We start from the raw sequence: 21763 nt of genomic DNA, 5'->3' as shown, positions 1-21763 counted from the left end.
CCACGCACCACTGGGGGGTAGTTCGGAATTTTTTCTTCACACAGGCTATGGTGTCTTACAGGAACATACACATATCTGACTAAGACGATGGGGCGGCCAAGAATCCCTGGACCGCCCTACACACCTCAAGGGGGTCATGCACATGGGACGCGGACGCGCAAAGGCAAAGCAGACCAAAGTTGCACGCCAGCTGAAGTACAATTCGCCCGAGATGGATCTGGATTCGCTCCAGCGTGAGCTCGCCTCACAGAACTCCAAGCGTTCCCACAACGAGGACGAAGACCCATACTCGGAGTACGCGGATTACGAGGACTACGCAGATCGCTGGGACTCGGATGAGTGGGATGAGGATGATTCCGACGCGCGCTAGGCGCGCGAGTCACTGTCCCACCCTGTACATCACCTAAGCGAAAGGCCGGAGCCGTCTCCCCTCTACTTAAGGGGAAGCGCCTCCGGCCTTGTTCCTTTTCTCAGGACTTAGAACCCTGGGTGCTCGCCGGTCATGACAACGCGCGGCTCGCCCTCTTCGGCAGCACGAACGGTGCCCAGTTCCCACGCCTCCACGTGGCGGGCGGTCATCATAGCCAATGCTCGCTCGCGATCCTCCGGCGCAACGACGGCGATCATGCCAACGCCCATGTTGAAGGTCTTCTCCATCTCCTCGAGGGCAACCTTGCCCACCGAAGAAATGGTCTTGAAGATCTGGCCCGGAGTCCACGTCGAGCGGCTCACCTCAGCGCTCAGGCCCTCCGGGATGACGCGCTCCAGGTTGCCGGCAAGGCCGCCTCCAGTGACGTGGCAGAAGGTAGACACCGCGCACTCCGATGTCAGCGCCAGGCAGTCCTTGGCGTAGATGCGGGTAGGCTCCAGAAGTTCCTCGCCGAGGGTGCGGCCTAGGTCTTCCATGTAGCCGTCGAGCGGCAGACCCGCCTGCTCCAGGAGCACGTAGCGCGCCAAGGAGTATCCGTTGGAGTGCAGGCCGGAGGACTTCATGGCGATGAGAACGTCGCCTTCGCGCACTTTGTCCGGGCCGAGCAGCTCATCAGCCTCTACAACGCCAACCGCAGTAGCGGAGACATCATATTCATCCTTACCCATCACCCCTGGGTGCTCGGCGGTCTCGCCGCCGAGGAGCGCTGCACCAGCCTGGACGCAGCCCTCAGCAATGCCCTTGACAATCTCTGCTACCTTTTCCGGCACTACCTCGCCCACGGCGATGTAGTCCTGCAGGAAGAGCGGCTCAGCGCCGCACACGACAAGATCGTCCACGCACATGGCGACGAGGTCGATGCCGATGGTGTCGTGCTTGTCCATGGCCTGGGCCACAGCCAGCTTGGTGCCTACGCCATCAGAGCCAGCCGCAAGGACCGGTTCTTTGTACTCCCCCAACTTGAATAGGCCGGCGAATCCGCCGAGCCCGCCCATAACCTCGGGGCGGGTGGCGCGCTTGGCGTGGGGGGTGATTAGCTCTACTGCGCGGTCGCCTTCCTCAATGTTGACGCCGGCGGCAGCATACGTGTTCTCGCTCATGAGTGACTTAGTCCTTATTCGTTAGTTGTCGTCGAGCCCTGCAGGGTGCGCACGGCCTCAGCATTGGGGTTTCCGGCAGGCAGTCCGAGTGGGTACTTACCGTCGAAACATGCGCAGCACAGTTCGTTGCGCGGCTGTTGAGTAGCCGCCACCATCTCATCGGTGGAGACAAATCCCAGCGAATCCGCGCCAATCGCGGTGCAGATGGTCTGTGCTACCTCTTCCGGATCATCGGAAGGGTTGGCGTTGGCAATGAGCTCGCCTGGGGAGGCGAAGTCGATGCCGTAGAAGCACGGCCACTTCACCGGCGGGGAGGCGATGCGCACGTGGACTTCGGCAGCACCGGCTTCCCGCAACATCCGGATCAGCGCGCGCTGCGTGTTACCACGCACGATTGAATCATCCACCACGACGATGGACTTGCCTTCAATGACCTCCCGTAGCGGGTTGAGCTTGAGGCGAATGCCCATCTGGCGCTGGGACTGCGTGGGCTGGATGAAGGTGCGGCCCACATAAGAGTTCTTCACCAAGCCGTGCGCGAAGGTCAACCCGGATTCGCGGGCATAACCGACGGCAGCCGGGTTGCCGGACTCCGGAACGGGGATCACCATGTCCGCATCGGGTGCCGGGTACTGGCGCGCTAGACGACGCCCAATTTCCACGCGCGTGGCGTTGACAGAACGGCCCTTGATATTCGTATCCGGCCGCGCTAGGTAGACGTATTCGAAGACGCAACCATGGCGCTTGGTCTCGGCGAAGCGCTCGGAGCGGATTCCGGTCTCATCGATGGCAACGAGCTCGCCCGGTTCGATCTCCCGGATAAACTGCGCGCCGACGATGTCGAGCGCACAGGTCTCACTGGCTACCACCCAGCCGGTAGTGAGGCGGCCGAGGGCAAGCGGGCGCACGCCATGCGGATCGCGTGCGGCATAGAGAGTGTGCCCGTCCGTAAAGGTGAGGCAGTATGCACCCTTCACCGTGGGCAACAATTGCAGGGCCGAATCAAAGACGGTGTTGTCCTCGTTGACGCCGTCCGCCAACAAGATGGACAAGCACATGGAATCCGAGACGGACTCTTCCTGGGGCTTGATGAGCCCGCGTTCCACGGCCTCTGCGCGCAGCTCCTGGTAGTTCACCAGGTTGCCGTTGTGGCCGAGCGCGATGTCAACGCCGCTGGGCGACGTCCCGAACATCGGCTGCACATTCGACCATTCCTTGCCGCCTGCAGTGGAATAACGCGTGTGGCCGACGGCCACGTTTCCATGCAGCGAGCTCAGGATGGATTCATCGAAGACATTGGAGACAAGGCCCATATCCTTAAAGACGACGATGCGATCATCATCGCCCACCGCGATACCGGCGGCCTCCTGCCCGCGGTGTTGGAGGGCGAAAAGCCCGAAGTAGGTTAGCTTTGAAACCTCTTCTCCTGGTGCCCAAACACCGAAAACTCCGCATTCTTCGCGGGGTTCCGGATCCAGGCTGGGATCCGTCGACAAGGGCTTAGTCATGCTCTGGACGTGTTCAGCTACCACGGCGCCAATCCTAGCTGTTTGGGCCTGTGAAAACTAACGGAATCACGGGCAAACAGGCTGCAATGTCGTGGGAGCGGGATCCGGAGGCGTCTACGCGGCCGGCGTTAAGCGCCTGCTCCCAGCCAATGACTCCCGTGGCCAGCTGCAACCATGTCAGGGGATCCATCTCCACCACATTCGGAGGGGTACCCCGGGTATGCCGGGGACCGGCGATGCACTGGACTGCCACGAATGGGGGGACCCGCAACTCCACGGAATGTCCCGGCGCGTCCGCCTCCACCAGGCGGGCTGTTGTGCGGGTGGCCTTTGCCAGAGCAGAGCGACCTGGTTTTTCGGTCCTCTCAGGGTCACGGATCCACTCCGCCACCGCTTCGACGGCAGCACGGGTGGTGGCGGCATCAACGGCCTTTTTCATACGCTATGCACACTCCCTGATACTTTGTTATCCATGTCACCAACCATGCCACCAAGCTCCTCGGAAGAAAAGAATCCTGTCCCAACCGGGAAATCCCCCTCCATCACGCTGCGGTTTATGGCCGCCCCGACAGATCTCACCATCGCCGGCGCCCAAGGCATTGGCGGCGGGCGTGTTTTGGAATGGATCGATAAGGCCGCCTATGCGTGCGCGGTTCAATGGTCCGGCACCTACTGCGTGACGGCCTACGTGGGCCACATCCACTTCACGCGCCCGATCCCTTCGGGCCACTTGGTGGAGGTACGCTCGCGCATCGCGATGACGGGGCGGTCCTCCATGCACATCGTCAACGAGGTGCTCTCCGCCGATCCGCGCGATGGCATCTTCACGCGTGCCTGCGACTGCCTCGTCATCTTCGTGGCCAAGGACACCGAGACCGGAAAGTCGATGGCCGTGCCGCCGCTCATTCCGGATTCCACTGAGCACCAGCGTGTATGGGAGGCCGCGGAGTCCCGCATCGAGCTGCGCAAAGCCATCGAAGCGGAGATGGAAAAGCAAACTTATGATGGCCCGTCCGATGCTCCCCGCATGGTCAACCGCTTCTTGGCCAAGCCCACCGACGTCAACTGGGGCGGCAACGTCCACGGTGGTACCGCCATGGAATGGATTGATGAGGCAGGTGCTGCCTGCACCATGGAATGGTCGGGTGAGCACACCGTCGCGGTCTATGCCGGCGGCATCCGCTTCTACCGGCCAATTCATATTGGTGATCTCATCGAGGTTGATGCCCGCATGATGCGCACAGATACGCGCTCAATGCAGATGTCCGTCCACGTGCGCTCGGGCAACCCGCGCGGCGGCCGCGAAAAACTGGAGACCGCCATCCACGCCACAGTCTCCTATATGGCGATGGACGCTGACTGGCAGCCGCTGGCTGCCCGCCAATTCACTCCCCGCACCGAGGAAGACAAGCGCCTCTGGGAGCACGCCGGCATCCTCCGCGGCCTACGCGGCAAGTACTCCCCGAAGCCACTGGTGGTGGCACCAAAGCACCAACACGTGGATTAGCCGGTGGATGAGCCAGAGGCTCATCCACCGGGCCGCGCCTACTCTAGAGGCTCAACCCGGCACGCCACGTGGAGGGAGCTTGGGTCCTTGGCCTTGCGCAAGGTGACGGTCCGGGCTTCACTACCGCTGTCCGTGGTACCGCCGGGCGCTACGTAAACCCCCGTGGTCGCCGGAAGGATGACGGGCTTGTAAAAGTCCGCGCTGATGCGCACAGCACCGGGGAGGGTGCCATCGAGCACCGACAGCATGCGAGCGTGCGTGTACATGCCGTGCGCGATGGGCGCGGGGAACCCGAAGAGCTTGGCACCCACCGTGGACACGTGGATGGGGTTCTTATCCCCCGATGCGGCGGCATAGACGCGGGTGCTTTCGGGGCTAAAGCGCAGCGTTGCCGTAGGCGTTCCCGCCTCATCGCCGGGGAAGTCGAGGAAGCGCTCGGCCTCCGGACGTGTTCTCACTTGGCGCGGGGTTTCCTTCGTAAACTTCGCCCCCTGGCCGAGGAAGGCTGATGTCTGGCGCCAGATCTCCTCGCCGCCAACGCTGTAAGTGGTCACCATATCGATGACCAACCCTTTGCGGTGCGGGCGCAGGTTTTCCGCATGCACCGCGATGTCACAGCGCTCGTCAACGCGCAGCGGGCGTTTCTGCTCGATGCGGTTGGACAGATGCACCACGCCCACGGCTGGGAACGGAAAGTCCGGTGTTGCCATGACCTTGATGGCGAGCGGGAAGGCCAGCGCGTAGAGATAGGTAGCAGGCAGCTCGTTGCTCAGCCGCAGGCCCGTGGCCTGGCAGTAGCGAGCCAGGTGCTCGGTGTCGACGCCCACGCTGTCGACGCGGTACGCGGTCTGCGGGTCCTCAACCTTGCGCTTGCCCGCCCCCAGCCCGGGGATGGGGACCGCACCCAGCATGAGGCTGCGGTACAGAGCAGGAAGGTCCGGAATCTCGTTGAGTGTGGTGACGTTCATTTAGGCTCCCATGAGGTTCTGACCGCAGACGCGGACGGTGTTGCCGCTCACCGCCGCGGAGGCCGGCGAGGCGAAAAAGGCGACGGTCTCCGCGACGTCGACAGGCAAACCGCCCTGTTGCAGTGAGTTCAGGCGGCGGCCGATCTCGCGCGGGCCGGTCGGCATCGCCGCGGTCATTGCGGTTTCAATAAAGCCCGGCGCCACGGCGTTGATGGTGGAGCCGTTCTCCGCCAACACTGAGCGCAAGGAATCAACGAGGCCAATGATGCCGGCCTTGGTCGTGGCGTAGTTGGTCTGACCGCGGTTGCCGGAAATGCCAGCCATGGAGGACACGCCAATCACTGCGGCACCCGGCGCGAGGGAACCGGATTCCAAGAGGCTTTCGGTAATGCGAACCGGCGCCAAGAGGTTAACGGCAAGAACAGAGTCCCACTGGCCTTCATTCATGTTGGCCAGCAGCTTGTCACGGGTAATTCCGGCGTTGTGGACGATGACGTCAATGGCTCGGCCGTGGCGCTCCTGCGCGTGCTGGGCAATCTTGTCTGCGGCTTGGGGGTCGGTGACGTCGAGGGGCAGCGCGGTGCCCTTGACCTTGTTCGCGGTCTTGGCCAAATGCTCGCTGGCCTGCGGAACGTCGATGCAGATGACGCTCGCACCATCGCGCGCCAGCACCTCAGCAATGGTGGCGCCGATGCCGCGGGCAGCACCGGTCACCACCGCCAGCCGCCCGTCGAGCGGCTGCTTCCAGTTCTGCGCTTCGCCATTGGTTGCCGGAGAATCGTGCCCCTGGGCACTGACGCGCACAACCTGCCCGTCCACGAAGGCCGACTTCCCAGACAGGAAGAAGCGGAGCGTGGACTCCACCTCTGCGGTGGCAGCAGGGTCTGCCCAGACCAGGTTCACGGTGCCGCCCTTGCGCATTTCCTTGGCCAGGGAACGGGTGAACCCTTCGAGTGCGCGGGCGGCAATGCGGGCGTCGATAGTGTCCGCAGCTTCCGGGGTGGTGCCGATGACCACCAAGCGCGCGCACGGCAGAAGGTTGCGCATCTGTGCGTTGAAGAAGTCATAGAGCTCACGCAGCTGCTCTGGGGTCTCCAGGCCGGTGGCGTCGAAGACGAGGGCGGCGCGCTTCGCCTCCGAGGAAGCATTGATGAGCTGGTAGTCCACGGCTAGCTGGGAACTCAGAAACTCAGCGATGCGCCCCTTGCCGCCAATGACGATGGGGCCATCGAGCGCTGGTTCCCCAGCCTTGTGGCGGCGCAGGGGGTGGCCTTGGGGTACTCCTGCTTTGGCGGCGAGCGGTGAGTTGATGAGCTTCTCAGCAATTGTGACGTTCGGCATAGGCTGGCATGTTCCTTTCTCGATTCTTCACAACCTTGCGAGCTTTGTTGAGCTGGTTGCAAGGTTAGTTAATTGAGTGATAGAACTAACAATATCACTTTAGTTGTGACGCGAAACGAACAGCCGGGTTGCTACCCCCTCCCGCTGGGATGATTCGCACGAGACCACTCGCGAAGGAGCTTTTAATGACCAACCCCCCGCACCGCGTAGCCATCCTGGGTGGCAACCGAATCCCATTTGCTCGTTCCAATAAGCAGTACGCCCACGCGTCCAACCAAGACATGCTCACCAGTGCGCTGGATGGACTCGTCGCACGTTACGGGCTTCACGACGAACGCCTCGGCCTCGTCGCCGCCGGCGCTGTACTCAAGCACTCCCGCGATTTCAACCTCACCCGCGAGGTAGTTCTAGGCTCCGCCCTCGACTCCACAACCCCCGCCATCGATGTACAACAGGCCTGCTGCACTTCTCTTGCGGCAGCTATCCACGTCGGCGATGCCATCGCCCAAGGGCGCATCTCCGCCGGCATCGCGGGCGGAACGGACACCACCTCGGATGCCCCGCTGGCCGTTAATGACACGCTGCGCCGCACGCTGCTCAACCTCACCCGCGCCAAGACGGCCGCTCAGCGCGCCCAGCTCATAGGCTCTATCCGCCCCTCGCAGCTGGCCCCGGAACAGCCACAGAACGGTGAGCCGCGCACCGGACTCTCCATGGGTGAGCACGCCGCCATCACCGCCCGCGAACTGAGCATCGGCCGCGAGACCCAGGATGAGTTGGCACTCGCCTCCCACCAGAACCTCCACAAGGCTTGGGAGGAGGGCTTCTTTGAAGACCTCACCACGGGCTTCCTCGGCGTCAACCGCGATACCAACCTGCGCCCGGATTCCTCCTTGGAGTCCTTGGCCAAGCTCAAGCCGGTCTTTGGCAAGCGCGATGCCGAGCAACACGGCACGCAGGCCACGATGACCGCAGGCAATTCCACGCCGCTGACCGACGGCGCCTCCGTCGCCCTCCTCAGCTCCGAGGAATGGGCGGCCGAGCACAACATCGAGCCCCGTGCCTTCCTCGTGGACTCAGAGACCGCGGCCGTCGACTTTGTCCACGGTCCCGACGGCCTGCTCATGGCCCCCACCTACGCGGTCCCGCGCCTGCTCGAGCGCAACAACCTAAGCCTGCAAGATTTCGATTTCTACGAGATCCACGAGGCCTTCGCCTCCCAGGTCTTGGCCACCCTGTCCGCATGGGAGGACGAGACCTACTGCCGCGAGCGCCTCGGTTTGCAGTCCGCGCTAGGCCCCATTGACCGCGCCAAGCTCAACGTCAAGGGCTCCTCCCTGGCCGCCGGCCACCCCTTCGCCGCCACCGGCACCCGAATCCTCGCCACCACCGCCAAGATTCTCGAAGAAAACGGCGGCGGACGGGCCCTCATTTCCATCTGCGCCGCCGGCGGCCAAGGCGTCGCAGCCATCGTCGAACGTTAAGAAAAGCCTCCCAGAAAGGACCACTCATGCCACTGACCAAGTCTTCCGCTGACAAAAAGTCCATCTCCCCGGAGCTCAACAACCAGGCCACCACCGACGCTCCCAAGGCCGAGGCCCGCAGCCCACACCGCCTGCCCACCACCCCGAAGCCTGCTGTTGCCACCGAACTTGCCGCGCTTCTCGACGGCCCACACGCCGCCTTCCGCCAGGAGCTGCGCACCTTCCTCAACGATCCTTCGCTCTTCCCGAACCCGGATCTGCCCATGGCGGAGCAGCGCCAACACACCTTTGAGAACCTCTCCAAGGTTCGTGACTTCGGCGGATTCAACCACGGCCTGCGCCGCGCGCACGGCGGTGCCGGCAAGCCAAATCTCTCCACCTTCACCCTCGAAGGCTTGGCATGGGTCGACGGTTCGCTAGCGATTAAGTCCGGTGTGCAGTGGGGCCTGTGGGGCGGTGCGCTGGATCAGCTAGGCACCGAGCGCCACCTCGAGTGGGTTAAGAAGGCCGCCAGCCTGGAGTTACCGGGCTGCTTCGCCATGACTGAGCGCGGACACGGCTCCGATGTGCAATCTCTCGAGACCACCGCCACCTTCGACCCGGAAACCGATGAGTTCATCATCAACACCCCTTCCGATTCCGCGGTGAAGAACTACATCGGTAACGCCGCCAAGGATGGCCGCGCCGCAGTCGTCTTCACCCAGCTCATCACCCCGGATAGCGACGGCCGCTCCCACGGCGTCCACGCCATCATCGTCCCTATCCGCGACGAAGAAGGCAACGAATTGCCGGGCGTGACCTTGGGCGATCATGGCCACAAGGGTGGTTTGGTAGGCGTCGATAATGGCACCCTGCGCTTCGACAACGTCCGCGTGCCGCGCGAAAACCTGCTCAACCGCTTCGCCGATGTGGACGAGAAGGGCAAGTACTCCTCCCCCATCGAGTCCAAGAATGCTCGCTTCTTCACCATGCTGGGCACTCTCATCCGCGGCCGCATCGGCGTATCCGGCGCAGCGGGTGCCGCCACCGAGGCATCCCTGGACATCGCGATTCGCTACGCCAACCGCCGCCGCCAGTTCGAAGGCGCGACCGGCGCCGAAAAGCGCCTCATTGAGCACCGCCAGCACCGCCGCCGCCTGCTCATTCCGCTGGCCCGCACGTACGCGCTGCACCTGCTCTACAACCAGATTCTGGAGCGCTACCAGGAGCAAAACGATCAGCACGAGGCTGGCACCTGGTCTGTGACGGAACCGACCGAAGAGCAGAAGTTTGCCTCCCGTGAGATGGAATCCCTGGCAGCTGCCATCAAATCCGCGCAGACCCAGCACGCCACCCGCACCATCCAAGAGTGCCGCGAGGCCTGCGGCGGCGCCGGCTACATGTCCGAGAACCGCCTGACCACCTACCGCGCCGATTCCGATGTCTTTGCCACCTTCGAGGGCGATAACACTGTGCTCATTCAGATGGTGGGCAAGAACCTGCTCACCGCCTATGGTCGCGCGATGAATGATATGAGCCCCTGGGACACCGTGAAGTACGCGGCCACCACCGCCACCGATGTGGTTCGCCGCCGCTACGGGTTCACCACCCGTCTGCAAGGCCTGGTGGACCGCGTGAATCCTTCAGAAGCCTCGCTTTTCGACGCCACCTACCAGGCTAAGCTTATCGACGACCGCGCCCAGTCCATCCTCTTCTCCCTCGTGCGCCGCATCCAGCCGGCCCGCAAGGCCGATAAGGTGCAGGCTGCCGCCATCGTGGATCAGTGCCAGGATCACCTCATCGCCGCCGGCTGGGCCCGCGTGGATACCTTGTTGGTCCAGGCCATGATTGAGGCAGAGGAGCGCCTTGAGGAAGGCTCGCTGGCACGCCAGGTTTTCGAGCAGCTGCGCCACCTCTTCGTCTTCGACACCTTGGTTCAGCACGCGGGCTGGTACCAGGAGCACAACCTGATTCCGGCCGGCCGCATGAAGGCCGCCCGCGCTGCTATCAATGACCTCGTCGATTCGCTCGCACCATGGTCCGTCGTGCTCGTGGATGCCTTCGGCGTTCCGCCTGAGGTACACAACATCCCGATGCTCACCGAGGCCGGTGTGGATCCGCTCCACGTCTAGTCACGCCACGCATCTCGAGGGCACCTCCGCCACCTGGCGGGGTGCCCTCCCTGCTTTCAACGACTGTCAGTATCGCGCATCTACCATCCACAGGCATGACCACATCACACTCCATGTTCTCCAGTTCCTTCCCGCCTTCCGAAGACATCTTGGTCTCCGGAACCCTTCGCAACGACATCTCGCTGCATCTGTGCCATGGCCATTCACGCCAGGACATTCACAACGACTTCATTGAGCTTCTCGACGATCCTTCCGAGTGGACGACAGTGCGCACGGATCCCTTCCCGGAAGATTTCGATTCCATCATCGACGAGGTTGCCGCTGAGTACGCGCAGAAGGTCACAGAGAAGTCCGCAGATGCACAGCGCCTCGACGCCCTCCGCGATGAACTGCAACAGCGCAACCTAGCCTTCAGCTTTAACGAGGGCTGGGACGCCTCCGACGGCGCTGAATGCGGCGCCGAAAAGGCGGAAGAAGACGGTGCCGCTGGATATGTTTATTGCCACATGCAGGACGTCGACAGGTTGATTCACACCGGAGACCTCTTCTTTGGTTTCGGCACTATGAAAACCGATGCCGAGCTCAGCACACCTGTGGCCGTTGGCGAGCTACTCGTCGAAGCGCTGCGTGCGGTTGGCTTTAATCCCACGTGGGATGGCAACCCTAACGCACGCGTGCTGTGCCAAGGCCTAGTCGTCGAATTCCCCCTCGCGGAGGACCTCACCGACGCTGAATAAGCTCCCCCATAAATTCCGTGAAGCTAGCCCCCGTATTCGGCTAACCCGCCACAACCATCCAGATGGCTACCATGTGCACCACCGCCGCGGCAATCGTCGCGGTGTGGAAGTGCTCGTGGTAGCCATACCACCGCGCGTTGCGCCCTGGCCACTTGAAGCCGTACATCAACGCACCCACTGAATAGACCACGCCACCGGCAAAGAGAAGCCACACCACGGCCGGCCCCGCGGACTGCCACAGGTTCGGCAATAGCGGCAGGATGAGCCAGCCCAGCACGAGGTAGACCACCACGTCCAGCCAACGTGGGTGATTAATCCACACCAGATTCAAGATGACGCCCATGATGGCGCCCACCCACGCCGAGGTCAGCATCCATAGCGCCTGCGTTGGCTCCAGCACGATGGCGCACAAGGGCGTGTACGTCGCCGCGATAAATACCGAAATCGTCGCATGGTCAGCGCGTCGCCACCATTGCACCGCACGCATGGATACCCACGGCCAGCGGTGGTACAACGCCGAGACCGTAAAGAGTCCCACCACGCCGACGCCATAAACCGTCACCGCGAGCCCCTGCCACCACGGCAGCGTCATCCACGCAAAGGTGATCAAAACCGTCGATGCGATCAGGGAGGCAATGGCCGCAAAGAAGTGCCCCCAGCCGCGTGTTAATGGGCGCGGGCCGCGGTCCGCCATCCAGTACGTGCGCTGGATGAGCTGCTCTATCGTGCTGTTTTCCTGCACAGAGCCTTCTTGAACTGGAAATTCTTGCGGGGACGATTTCTGAGCACTGGGTGCGTTCATAGTGGGGGCCTTGCCTTGCCTGAGATGCGGGTCATGCGTATGACGCATTCACTCCCAAAACTTACGTACCCGTAACTATACGGACGAGCATTGTGGCAGACAAGGGTTGAGCGAAAGTTTCTCGCCAGGTTTTCTTCCAATATTTGCAGTTCGAGGGCGCTGGCCACGTAAACTACCCACATTATGCTTTCCTTTGTCTCACGCTCTCGCCGCGCCGCGGCGCTGTTCGCAGCTGCCATGGTGGCGCTGGGGGCGGCGTCAGCAAGCGCCGGCTCCGCTTCCGCACAGTCCAGCACCATCGGCGAGGTTTCCTCGCGCGCGACCAACCCGCAGCCCTGGCTCGGTGACAAGGCCTTCATTACCTCAAAGCGCCACATGGGTGGCAACCACTGGGTGGTAGACGTGTGGTCCCCGGCCAACCGCGCGGTGATTTCCAATAACGTCCTGCTTCCCGAGGGCGATAAGCCGCGCCCCTCCTTCTACCTACTACCCGGCGTGGAAGGCGGCCAGGCCGGCATGAACTGGATGACGCACTCCGACATCCGCCACTGGGCCGTGGGCAAGAACGTCAACGTGGTGATGCCGCTCGGCGGCGCCTATTCCCTCTACACCGATTGGAATGCCGAGGATCCCATCCTGGGAGTCAACAAGTGGAACACCTACATGACCGCTGAGCTGCCCCCGCTAATCGACGCCGAATTCCACGGCACCGGTCGCGATGCCATCGGCGGTATTTCTTCCACGGGCGGCGCCGCACTCGACATCGCCGGCCACGCCCCACAGCGCTACAAAGCAGCGGCCTCCTACTCCGGTTGCCCGGTGCGCTCCGGCGCGATTGGCTTCCCCACCTCCACTGCGATGATCGCCTACGGCGGCGGCTCCTCCTTCAATGCCTGGGGCCTGCCAGGCTCCCCGCAGTGGTTCGAGCATGACCCCAACGCCAACCCTGGGCGCCTGCGCGATGTCGAGGTCTTCGTGGGCTCGGCCTCCGGCACCCCGGGCCCCATCGATGGCACCAACAACCCCGCCCAGTGGCTCGGGCCCCGCGCGGTAGAGATGGTGGCCAACCAGTGCTCGGAGGAATTCACCCGCAACGCCCGCAACGCCGGGGTGCGCGTGAACCGCTACTTCAGCCCCCAGGGTTCGCACACCTTCAACCTCTTCTCCCACCAGATGAAGCTGAGCTGGGACCAGACCATCGCCCGCACCATCAGCGCTTAAGTAGTAACAGGTTGCCGCCTCACTTCGGGCGCGATTCCCCAGCGCTGCCACAACTCCGGACGATGTCCCCGATACACCCTAATTTCACCGAACCTCGGATGAACAACTAGACCTTCAACATGCACGTCTACCTGAAAAGTGGGATTGACGCATTTCAAGGTCCTGCGGTAAAATTCTGGTTAATAGTTCAGCCCGCCCGGTTTCTCTTCGGAAACTCGGAGTGGGCTGGATCTCTATTTGCACCGTTCCGCCGAAGCGATCCCCACAACAACTCGTCCTCTCTAGATTGGCTTCCCATGTCTTCATCGCTCAAGCCAGCAGCGACCATTGACGAGCATATTATTCGACTGCAAAGCCGTGGCATGAGAATCGACAGAGCTTTAGCTGAACAATGGTTTTCACACGTTAGCTACTACCGGCTTTCTGCCTATTGGTATCCAGCCAGACAATTCAATGAAGACGGAACTAGTCGTTCTAATCACTTCGTCGATGGTACCGACTTTGCACACGTCATCTCCTTATATGAAGCCGATAGGAAACTCCGTACCTTAATCCATGACGGAATGGAGCGAATCGAAGTAGCGATGCGAACCAAGCTCGTCGAACTGCTGTGTGCTCGACACCCCAAGGATCCTACTTTCTACCTCCGCTCAGACGACTTTCGGTCAAACTTTGACCACGTGTCGTGGCTGAGTACAGCGTATGGACGACTCGCGAGGGCAAAGAAGAACGACGCCGTGAAGCACTACATTGAACAATACGGTGGACAGTATCCCATGTGGGTTGTGGCTGAAGTGCTCGATTTTTCGGACATTTCAAAGCTCTATGCAGGCTTAGGATCCAACGATCAACGATCGATTTCGGAAGCGCTGGATATAAAGATCAACTTCTCCAGTTTGAATAGGAATCAGAAGCAAAGGCTTAAGAAGAAACATCCGCTGGCGAGTTGGCTCGAGCAGCTAACTGTCATTCGGAATACCTGCGCGCACCACGGTAGGCTCTGGAATCGTTCTTTTGCTCCGGCTCCAAGTGGAGCGATCCGGAACAACGGAAACCTATTCCTGCTTCCAGAGAATCAGAGTGAAAGGCTATTTGGTGCTTTGATTATCATGGCGCATTTACTGAGGACCGTCTCTCCCGGATCAACCTGGCCCAACAAGGTAGTGGCTTTACTAAACGAGCACTTCCTCACCAATCCACTTGTCGAAAAAGCCAGTATCGGTATTCACGGCAATTGGGACGAAGAAACACTTTAGGTTCTTCTCGTACCTTCGGAGCAACGGACACAAGTGAATATGGTGAGTCGTGCGAGCCAGTTGACAGCAACTCCCCTAGAACGATGAAGCTGAGCTGGGACCAGACTATTGCCCGCGCCATCGACGCTTAGGTAGTAACAGGTTGCCACCACCGATAACGTCGAGCGTGGCTCAGAAAGCCACGAGCCCGGCCGAAGCCGGGCTCGTGCTACGCGTGTGGCAGCGCTACTGAAATGCCGCTGCGTGCGCTTTACTCCACGACGGAGTTGGCGCCCACCGCGTGGCCAAAGAGGTCCGGCAGGGTTGCTGCCCAGGCCTCACGAAGCTCGGAGACAGCAATGGACTCGCCGCCGAGCTCAAACTCGCCATTGTCGGTGGTCTGGCCGATGACGACGGCTGGCACGCCGCACTCTTCAGCGCGGTGCAGCAGCATGTCGACGCGGTCAGCGGTCGTTGCCACGAGCACGCGGGAGGCGGACTCGGAGAAGGCAGCCACGAAGGCATCCTCGTGAACCTTGGACAGATCCAGGTTCAGGCCCACGCCGCTGCGCTTGGCCATCTCGAACGCGGTGACGGCGAGGCCACCTTCGGAGATATCGTGAGCGGCGGTCAGGCCTTCGTTGCCCACGAAGAAGTCAGCGAGGCGCTGCTCATTAGCCAGGTCGACCTGCGGCGGCAAACCGTTGAGCCCGTTGTTCGCCTCATGGCCCTGCTCGTGGGCGCTCACCTGCTGCCAGATGGAACCGCCGAACTCATCCTTGGTCTCACCCAGCAGCACGAGAACCTCCGGCTCCTCCACGAGGCCGAGCTCGTTGCCAATGGACGAGTGGACGTCATCGATGACGCCCAGGACGCCCACGACGGGCGTCGGCAAGATCGGTTCCTCGCCGGTCTGGTTGTAGAAGGAGACGTTGCCACCGGAGACGGGGATGCCGAGTTCCACGGCGCCGTCGGCAAGCCCGTGCACGGACTCGCGGAACTGCCACATAACGTCCGGGTTCTCCGGGGAGCCATAGTTGAGACAGTTGGTGATGGCGACCGGGCGAGCACCCGTGACGGCCACGTTGCGATAGGCCTCCGCCAGAGCCAGGCGTGCGCCCATGTTCGGGTCCAGCTTGGTGTAGCGGCCAGACGCGTCAGCCGACACCGCGATACCGCGGCCGGTCTCCTCATCAATGCGCAGAACACCAGCGTTCGCGTGGTGGGACTGCACGGTGTTGCCGCGCACGTAGCGGTCATACTGCTCAGTGATGAAATCACGTGAACACAACGCCGGGGAGGCCACGAGCTTCTTGAGCGCCACAGTGATGTCCTGCTTCTCGACGCCCTCGAATTCCTGCAGAGCATCCTGCCACTCCGGGCGTGCGTACGGGCGGTCGTACACCGGGCCCTCGTTGGCGATGGTGTGTGCCGGGGCATCGACGACGACCTCGCCCTGGTGGCGAATGATGAGGTGCTTGCCGGTGGTGACCTCACCGATCTCGGCGCAGGTGACGTCCCAGTGCGCGCAGATCTCCTTGAACTTCTCCACGTTCTCCGGGGTCACCACGGCGCACATGCGCTCCTGGGACTCGGAAGCGAGAATCTCTGCCGCGGTCATGTTCTTCGCACGCAGCGGGACGTTGTCCAGGTTGATCTCCATGCCGCCGTCGCCAGACGCCGCCAGCTCGGAGGTGGCGCAGGCCAAGCCCGCACCGCCCAGATCCTGGATGCCCACCACGATGCCGGACTTGTACAGCTCCAGGCAGCACTCGATGAGGACCTTCTCCGCGAACGGGTCACCCACCTGGACGGCCGGCAGCTTGCGCTCCGCGCCATCCTCGAAGGTGTCAGACGCCAGCACAGACACGCCGCCGATGCCGTCGAGGCCGGTGCGCGAGCCGAAGAGCATCACCTTGTTTCCGGTACCAGAAGCGAAGGCCAGCTTGAGGTCCTCGACCTTCAGCGTGCCCACGCACAGCGCGTTCACCAGCGGGTTACCCGCATAAGATTCATCAAAAACGGTTTCGCCGCCAATGTTGGGCAAGCCCAAGCAGTTGCCGTAGTGCGAAATGCCGTCGACGACACCCGGCAGAACGCGCTTGGTGTCGGGTGCATGCGCCGGGCCGAAGCGCAGCTGATCCATCACGGCAATCGGGCGCGCGCCCATGGCCATAATGTCGCGGACGATGCCGCCCACGCCCGTCGCCGCACCCTGGTGTGGCTCCACGTAGGAGGGGTGGTTGTGGCTTTCCACGCGGAAGGTCACGGCGTTGCCGTCTCCGATGTCCACCACGCCGGCGTTCTCACCGATGCCAGCGAGGATCTTGGAGCCCATCTCCTCCGTCATGGTCTCGCCAAAGTAGCGCAGGTGCGCCTTAGAGGACTTATAAGAACAGTGCTCCGACCACATCACCGAGTACATGGTCAGCTCGGCGTCGGTCGGGCGGCGGCCCAGAATCTCGCGGATGTGCGCGTATTCGTCATCCTTCAGGCCCAATTCGCGGTAGGGCTGGTCCAGCTCAGGCTGCTCGGATGCCTGCTCGACGGTGTCGTTGTGTACGGTCATTGTTTCTCCTTTAACCGTCGGCGCGGGTTAAGCGACGACCTTGAGGGCGGACACAAACAAACCCAGACCGTCGGTGGACGGGCCGGTGAGAAGATCGATGGCGTGCTCCGGGTGCGGCATCAGCCCCACCACGTTGCCGGCCTCGTTGGTGATGCCGGCGATGCCATTGATGGAGCCGTTGAAGTTATCGGTATAGCGGAAGACCACGCGGCCCTCGCCCTCCAAGCGCTCCACAGTCTCCGCATCCGCCTGGAAACGGCCTTCGCCGTGCTTCGCCGGGATGAGGATCCGCTGCCCCTGCTCAAACTCGCTGGTCCAGGAGGTCTGTGCGTTCTCCACCTCGAGGTAGGTATCCACGCAGTGGAAATGCAGGCCCTGGTTGCGGGTCAGGGCGCCGGGCAGCAGGCCAGCTTCCGTCAGAATCTGGAAGCCGTTGCAGATGCCGAGCACCGGCATGCCCTTGTTCGCGGCATCGACGACCGCGCGCATCACCGGGGCGAGCGCCGAAATCGCGCCGGAGCGCAGGTAGTCACCGTAGGAAAAACCGCCGGGAACCACGACGGCGTCCACTCCTCGCAGGTCCTCATCCGCATGCCACAAGGACACGACGTCGGCGCCGGCGGTGCGGGCGGCGCGGGCCGCGTCGACGTCGTCAAGCGTGCCGGGGAAGGTAATAACGCCGATCTTCATTACTGGATGACCTCGTAATCCTCGATCACGGTGTTGGCCAGCAAGGTGGAAGCAACCTTCTCCAGCTCCTCGGTGCTGACCGAATCATCAACTTCAATCTCAAAGCGCTTGCCCTGGCGCACGTCGCTGACACCAGCAACCCCCAGGCGGCCCAGCGCGCGAACAACGGCCTGACCTTGCGGGTCCAAAATCTCGGCCTTGGGCATGACATTGACAACTACACGAGCCATGAAAATTTTTGCCTTACTGTGCGTGAGTATAGGTGCCCCGCCAGTCTATCCCGCCGGCAAGGAAGATTCGGAATCTTTGGGGGTGATGAATTCAAACCAAACGGCTGAAGAATTCTTGGGGAATCCCACCTTAACCCCCAGCTCGCGCCTTTTCCTCCGGTATCCCGTGGCGGCGAAGACAGGTAGAACGAGATGCGTTGCTATATTCTCGCTGACTTAAGGATTCTCTCATGCGCCTCACCCGCATTGGCTCACTCGCCATCGCTGCTCTTGTCTCTACCTGCATCGTCGCACCTCAGGCCAGTGCGGCGGCGGACGGCTCCAACGCCGTCATCTCTGAGGTCTACGGTGGCGGCGGCAACAAGAACGCCCCGTTTACCCACGACTTCATTGAGCTCTACAACCCGACGGATACCGCCATTGACGTGACCGGCTGGTCCGTGGAGTACTTCTCCTCCTCCGGCAACTCGGGCGGCAAGCACGACCTGTCCGGTTCCATCCCGGCCGGGGGTTACTTCCTCATCCAGGAAGGTGGCGGCGGGGCAGGCGAGCCGCTGCCCACCCCGGATCACGAGGGCAAGCTGTCCATGTCCGGTTCCAAGGGCTCGGTGAAGCTTTACGACGCCTCCGGGGCCGAGGTGGACCTCGTGGGGTACGGGGCGGCGTCGCTAAGCGAGGGCTCCCCCACCAAAGCCTTGAGCAACTCCACCTCCGCGCAGCGCGACGCCGAGGGGACCGATACCGACGACAACTCCGCGGACTTCACTGCGTCTGCCCCGACTCCAAAGGCCGGCGGTGGCGCAACCGTGCCGGAGCCGGACCCCACCCCGACCGAGCCGGGCGCGGCCGTCACCATCCCGGAGATCCAGGGCACCGGCGCGGAGTCCCCGCTCAAGGGCCAGAACGTCACCACGCGGGGCGTGGTTACCGCGGTGTGGCAGGGCGAGAAGTCCCTCAACGGCTTCACCATCCAGACCCCGGGCACGGGTGCGACTGCGCCGACCGAGGCCTCTGAGGCTGTCTTCGTCTACACCGGCGGCACTGGCTTCTACCCGTCCATCGGCGAGTCCGTCGAGGTCACCGGCAGCGTTGATGAGTACTACGGCCAGACCCAAATCGCCCTGACCCAGGGCTCTGTGCTTACCGACGCCCTCCCCGCCGTCACCCCTCTGTCCCTCGAGGCGCTGCCGGAAGGTGACGAGGCTCGTGAGAAGCTCGAATCCATGCTGCTCAAGCCCGGCGTGCACACGGTGACTGACAACTACGGCCTTAACCGCTACGGCGAGCTGGGGCTAGCCCCAGGCACGGAGGCGCTGCGCCAGCCGACGGACAAGTTCGCCCCAGGCAGCGCGGAAATGCATGCTCTGGAAGAGTCCAATGCGGCGAAGTACGTCATCCTCGACGACGGCTCGACCCGTGACTTCACCCGCGATGGTGCCTCGACGAAGCTGCCGTACATCATGCAGAACGGCTCGGATGTGAAGACTATCCGCACCACCAACCAGGTGGAGTTTGCGGACTCCGGCGTCATCTTGGGCTATGGCCACAACCAATGGCGCTTCCAGCCCACCACGATGATTACCGGTGACTCTGCCACCGCGGACCTACCGATTACGTGGGACCCGGCTCGTCCGGAGGCCCCGCAGGTAGCCGGCGACTACACCGTGGCGGCGTTTAACGTGCTGAACTTCTTCATCAACTTGGGTGAGGACAACGGCGCGAAAGCGTACAAGGACCGCTTCGGCAACGGCGTCGGCTCTGACAGTGGTACCTTCCGCGGCGCGTGGTCCGAGTCCGCGTTCAACGACCAGAAGGGCAAGATCCTCACCGCGCTGGAGGGACTGGACGCCGATGTCATCGGTCTGTCTGAGATTGAAAACGCCGCGAATACCGTGGGCGGAAACTACGACGACGCCGTGCAGTACTTGGTGGGCGAGCTCAACTCGCGCGCAGGTTCCGAGGTGTGGGATTACGTTAAGGCCCCGGCGAACGCGTCAGCCGATACAGACGTCATCCGCACCGCGATCATCTACAAGAAGGACCGCGTCGAGCCGGTCGGTGAGGCCACCTTGCTTGAGGACGAGCGTTTCAAGGGTACCGCCCGCACCCCGCTCGCTGCGGAGTTTAAACCGGTTGCTGACAAGTGCGCTCCTGAGGGCCCCGATTCCTTCGTGGTGGTGACCAACCATTTCAAGTCCAAGGGCTCGGTGGCCAACGGTGATGCCGATACTGGCGACGGCCAAGGCAATAACCCGAACGTGCGCAACGCCCACGCCCAGGCTGTCCTCGATGGTCTGTCCAAGCAGCCACAGTGGCAGGAGAAGGCCACCTTCGTCATGGGTGACTTGAACGCTTACTCCAAGGAAGACGCCATCTCCGTCTTCCGCAACGCCGGCTACACCATCCCGGTAGAGGAGCTCAACGCACAAGAGGACTGGCAGGACGTGGCCTCCTACCAGTTCTCCGGCCGCCTCGGCTCCCTGGACCACATCCTGGCCAACGAGCACGTCGATGCTCAGGCCGCGCAGACGTGGAACATCAACTCTGATGAGCCGATTGCCATGGAATACTCCCGCCGCAACTACACCGGCGGCGACGTCTTTGAGGCCGATAACCCGTACCGCTCCTCAGACCACGACCCGGTCAAAGTGGGCTTCAACCTCGCCGCTGTCGAGCGCACCGATGACGAGCTGAAGGACTGCGACCCGTCCGAAGACCCAGCCCCGGCTGACGACGCCCGCGGCATCAAGTCCGTCACCATTGACGACAATGGCCACCTCATCATCACCTACACCGACGGCACCACGGAGGATGCTGGCAAGGTCGTCGGCGCCGATGGCAAGGACGGCCAAGACGGTAAAGATGGACGCGGCATTGAGTCCGTAGCCACCAACGACAAGGGCGAACTCATCATCACCTACACCGACGGCACCACCGAGAACGCCGGCAAGGTTTCTGGCCCGAAGGGCGACAAGGGTGAGCCGAGCAAGGATGGCCGCGGCATCGAGTCTGTTCGCATCAACGACAAGGGTGAACTCATTGTGACGTTCACTGATGGCGGAGAGCAGAACGTTGGCAAGGTCGTCGGCGCCGATGGCAAGGACGGCCAAGACGGTACCGACGGTAAGGACGGTGCCGATGGTAAGGATGGTGTCGACGGTAAAGACGGCCGTGGTATCAAGTCCGTGACTACCAACGACAAGGGCGAGGTGGTCGTCACTTACACCGACGGCACCTCTGAAATTCTCGGTACCCTCGCCGGTTCGAAGGGCGACCAGGGCACGCCGGGCCGTGATGGCTCTGATGGCGCACCAGGCCACGACGGCACCGACGGCGCAAACGGTAAAGACGGCAAGGACGGCAAAGACGGCCGCGGCATTAAGTCCGTGACCACGGATGCCGACGGTAACCTCGTCATCACCTACACCGACGGCACCTCAGAAACCGTCAAGTCCGGCGACAAGCCAGCCGCCCCCGCAGGTGGTTCCTCTGTGAGTGAGCGCTGCTTGCCGACGGTCCTCGGCCTCACCATCCCAGCAGCACTCGCCATTCCGCTGGCCTTCCTCGGTAACGCCAGCGCACAGTTCAACATCCCGGGTCTTGAACCGGTACAGAAGCAGATTGAGTCGCTGACCTACAACGTCACGCGCAGCATCCCACGCGAAGCTCAGTACGCTGCTGGTGGAATCGGCTTGCTGGCTGCCCTCGGCATAATCGCTGCTGCCTGCGCCCCTGCCGAGTCTGAGTAAAGCGCCGCCTGAGTTTAATGTGTTCGTTTTGTATGTAAGCCTTGGACTCAAGGTCATTTTTCTCCGAGCTTAAGGGACATT

The 21763-nt window shown here is 62.3% G+C and carries 17 protein-coding genes; 8 read left to right on the top strand and 9 right to left on the bottom strand.

Annotation, left to right across the window (positions count from 1 at the left end; all coding sequences use genetic code 11):
* The first annotated feature begins 142 nt into the window (after nucleotides 1–142).
* Entirely contained in the window at nucleotides 143–370 is a 228-nt protein-coding gene (locus M5J06_RS08255; protein ID WP_070522931.1) for a DUF3073 domain-containing protein, read from the top strand.
* A 107-nt stretch (nucleotides 371–477) separates the two neighbouring features.
* Here M5J06_RS08255 and purM read toward each other — a convergent pair whose 3' ends face one another.
* The 3 genes from purM to M5J06_RS08240 are packed head-to-tail and all read right to left on the bottom strand — an operon-like array spanning nucleotide 478 to nucleotide 3477.
* Entirely contained in the window at nucleotides 478–1530 is a 1053-nt protein-coding gene (gene purM, locus M5J06_RS08250; RefSeq protein ID WP_070522927.1) for a phosphoribosylformylglycinamidine cyclo-ligase, read from the bottom strand.
* Nucleotides 1531–1544: 14 nt separating this feature from the next.
* Nucleotides 1545–3038, bottom strand: a complete 1494-nt coding sequence (gene purF / locus M5J06_RS08245) for an amidophosphoribosyltransferase (protein WP_250224409.1) — start codon at nucleotides 3036–3038, stop codon at nucleotides 1545–1547.
* 34 nt (nucleotides 3039–3072) lie between these two features.
* On the bottom strand, nucleotides 3073–3477 hold the full coding sequence (locus M5J06_RS08240; RefSeq protein WP_070522921.1) for a sterol carrier family protein: 405 nt from the start codon (nucleotides 3475–3477) through the stop codon (nucleotides 3073–3075).
* A 33-nt stretch (nucleotides 3478–3510) separates the two neighbouring features.
* Between M5J06_RS08240 and M5J06_RS08235 the strand changes: the two genes are divergently transcribed.
* Entirely contained in the window at nucleotides 3511–4545 is a 1035-nt protein-coding gene (locus M5J06_RS08235; RefSeq protein ID WP_250224402.1) for an acyl-CoA thioesterase, read from the top strand.
* A gap of 38 nt (nucleotides 4546–4583) precedes the next feature.
* Here the strand turns inward: M5J06_RS08235 and M5J06_RS08230 are convergent, their stop codons facing one another.
* On the bottom strand, nucleotides 4584–5513 hold the full coding sequence (locus M5J06_RS08230; RefSeq protein ID WP_250224401.1) for a MaoC/PaaZ C-terminal domain-containing protein: 930 nt from the start codon (nucleotides 5511–5513) through the stop codon (nucleotides 4584–4586).
* Nucleotides 5514–6854 (bottom strand): 3-oxoacyl-ACP reductase, encoded by a 1341-nt coding sequence (locus M5J06_RS08225; RefSeq protein ID WP_250224400.1) that lies wholly within the window; start codon nucleotides 6852–6854, stop codon nucleotides 5514–5516.
* 185 nt (nucleotides 6855–7039) lie between these two features.
* On the opposite strand from M5J06_RS08225, the gene M5J06_RS08220 reads away from it, so the two are divergent.
* The 3 genes from M5J06_RS08220 to M5J06_RS08210 all read left to right on the top strand — a co-directional run bounded on the left by M5J06_RS08220 (nucleotide 7040) and on the right by M5J06_RS08210 (nucleotide 11186).
* Nucleotides 7040–8338 carry an acetyl-CoA C-acetyltransferase gene (locus tag M5J06_RS08220; protein WP_070623096.1) on the top strand — a complete coding sequence of 433 codons (1299 nt, stop codon included), beginning with the start codon at nucleotides 7040–7042 and terminating at the stop codon, nucleotides 8336–8338.
* A 26-nt stretch (nucleotides 8339–8364) separates the two neighbouring features.
* Nucleotides 8365–10449 carry an acyl-CoA dehydrogenase family protein gene (locus M5J06_RS08215; RefSeq protein ID WP_070623093.1) on the top strand — a complete coding sequence of 695 codons (2085 nt, stop codon included), beginning with the start codon at nucleotides 8365–8367 and terminating at the stop codon, nucleotides 10447–10449.
* A gap of 95 nt (nucleotides 10450–10544) precedes the next feature.
* Nucleotides 10545–11186, top strand: a complete 642-nt coding sequence (locus tag M5J06_RS08210; protein ID WP_250224399.1) for a DUF6891 domain-containing protein — start codon at nucleotides 10545–10547, stop codon at nucleotides 11184–11186.
* Nucleotides 11187–11226: 40 nt separating this feature from the next.
* On the opposite strand, the gene trhA is transcribed toward M5J06_RS08210, so the two are convergent.
* Nucleotides 11227–11880, bottom strand: coding sequence for a PAQR family membrane homeostasis protein TrhA (gene trhA / locus M5J06_RS08205; RefSeq protein ID WP_196189552.1), 654 nt, complete (start codon nucleotides 11878–11880; stop codon nucleotides 11227–11229).
* A 291-nt stretch (nucleotides 11881–12171) separates the two neighbouring features.
* On the opposite strand from trhA, the gene M5J06_RS08200 reads away from it, so the two are divergent.
* The gene (locus M5J06_RS08200; protein ID WP_250224398.1) at nucleotides 12172–13209 is read left to right on the top strand and encodes an alpha/beta hydrolase; all 1038 of its coding nucleotides are present in this window, start codon (nucleotides 12172–12174) and stop codon (nucleotides 13207–13209) included.
* A gap of 296 nt (nucleotides 13210–13505) precedes the next feature.
* Nucleotides 13506–14465 carry an Abi family protein gene (locus M5J06_RS08195; RefSeq protein WP_250224397.1) on the top strand — a complete coding sequence of 320 codons (960 nt, stop codon included), beginning with the start codon at nucleotides 13506–13508 and terminating at the stop codon, nucleotides 14463–14465.
* A 250-nt stretch (nucleotides 14466–14715) separates the two neighbouring features.
* Here M5J06_RS08195 and purL read toward each other — a convergent pair whose 3' ends face one another.
* Genes purL through purS form a run of 3 tightly spaced genes read right to left on the bottom strand, consistent with a single transcriptional unit; the run spans nucleotide 14716 to nucleotide 17933 of the window.
* Nucleotides 14716–17013 carry a phosphoribosylformylglycinamidine synthase subunit PurL gene (purL, locus tag M5J06_RS08190; RefSeq protein ID WP_250224396.1) on the bottom strand — a complete coding sequence of 766 codons (2298 nt, stop codon included), beginning with the start codon at nucleotides 17011–17013 and terminating at the stop codon, nucleotides 14716–14718.
* A 27-nt stretch (nucleotides 17014–17040) separates the two neighbouring features.
* Entirely contained in the window at nucleotides 17041–17703 is a 663-nt protein-coding gene (gene purQ / locus M5J06_RS08185; protein ID WP_250224395.1) for a phosphoribosylformylglycinamidine synthase subunit PurQ, read from the bottom strand.
* Nucleotides 17703–17933, bottom strand: a complete 231-nt coding sequence (gene purS / locus M5J06_RS08180) for a phosphoribosylformylglycinamidine synthase subunit PurS (protein ID WP_070522888.1) — start codon at nucleotides 17931–17933, stop codon at nucleotides 17703–17705. Before purS ends, purQ begins: the two co-directional genes overlap by 1 nt.
* 230 nt (nucleotides 17934–18163) lie before the next feature.
* Here purS and M5J06_RS08175 point away from each other — a divergent pair, with 230 nt between their 5' ends.
* Nucleotides 18164–21682 (top strand): ExeM/NucH family extracellular endonuclease, encoded by a 3519-nt coding sequence (locus M5J06_RS08175; RefSeq protein WP_250224394.1) that lies wholly within the window; start codon nucleotides 18164–18166, stop codon nucleotides 21680–21682.
* Nucleotides 21683–21763: the final 81 nt, after the last annotated feature.

The organism is Corynebacterium intestinale (genome assembly GCF_023574125.1).
In the GTDB taxonomy this organism is placed as follows: domain Bacteria; phylum Actinomycetota; class Actinomycetes; order Mycobacteriales; family Mycobacteriaceae; genus Corynebacterium; species Corynebacterium hesseae.
The sequence above is the reverse complement of the archived record's forward strand: the minus strand, read 5'-3'. Positions and strand labels throughout refer to the sequence as shown.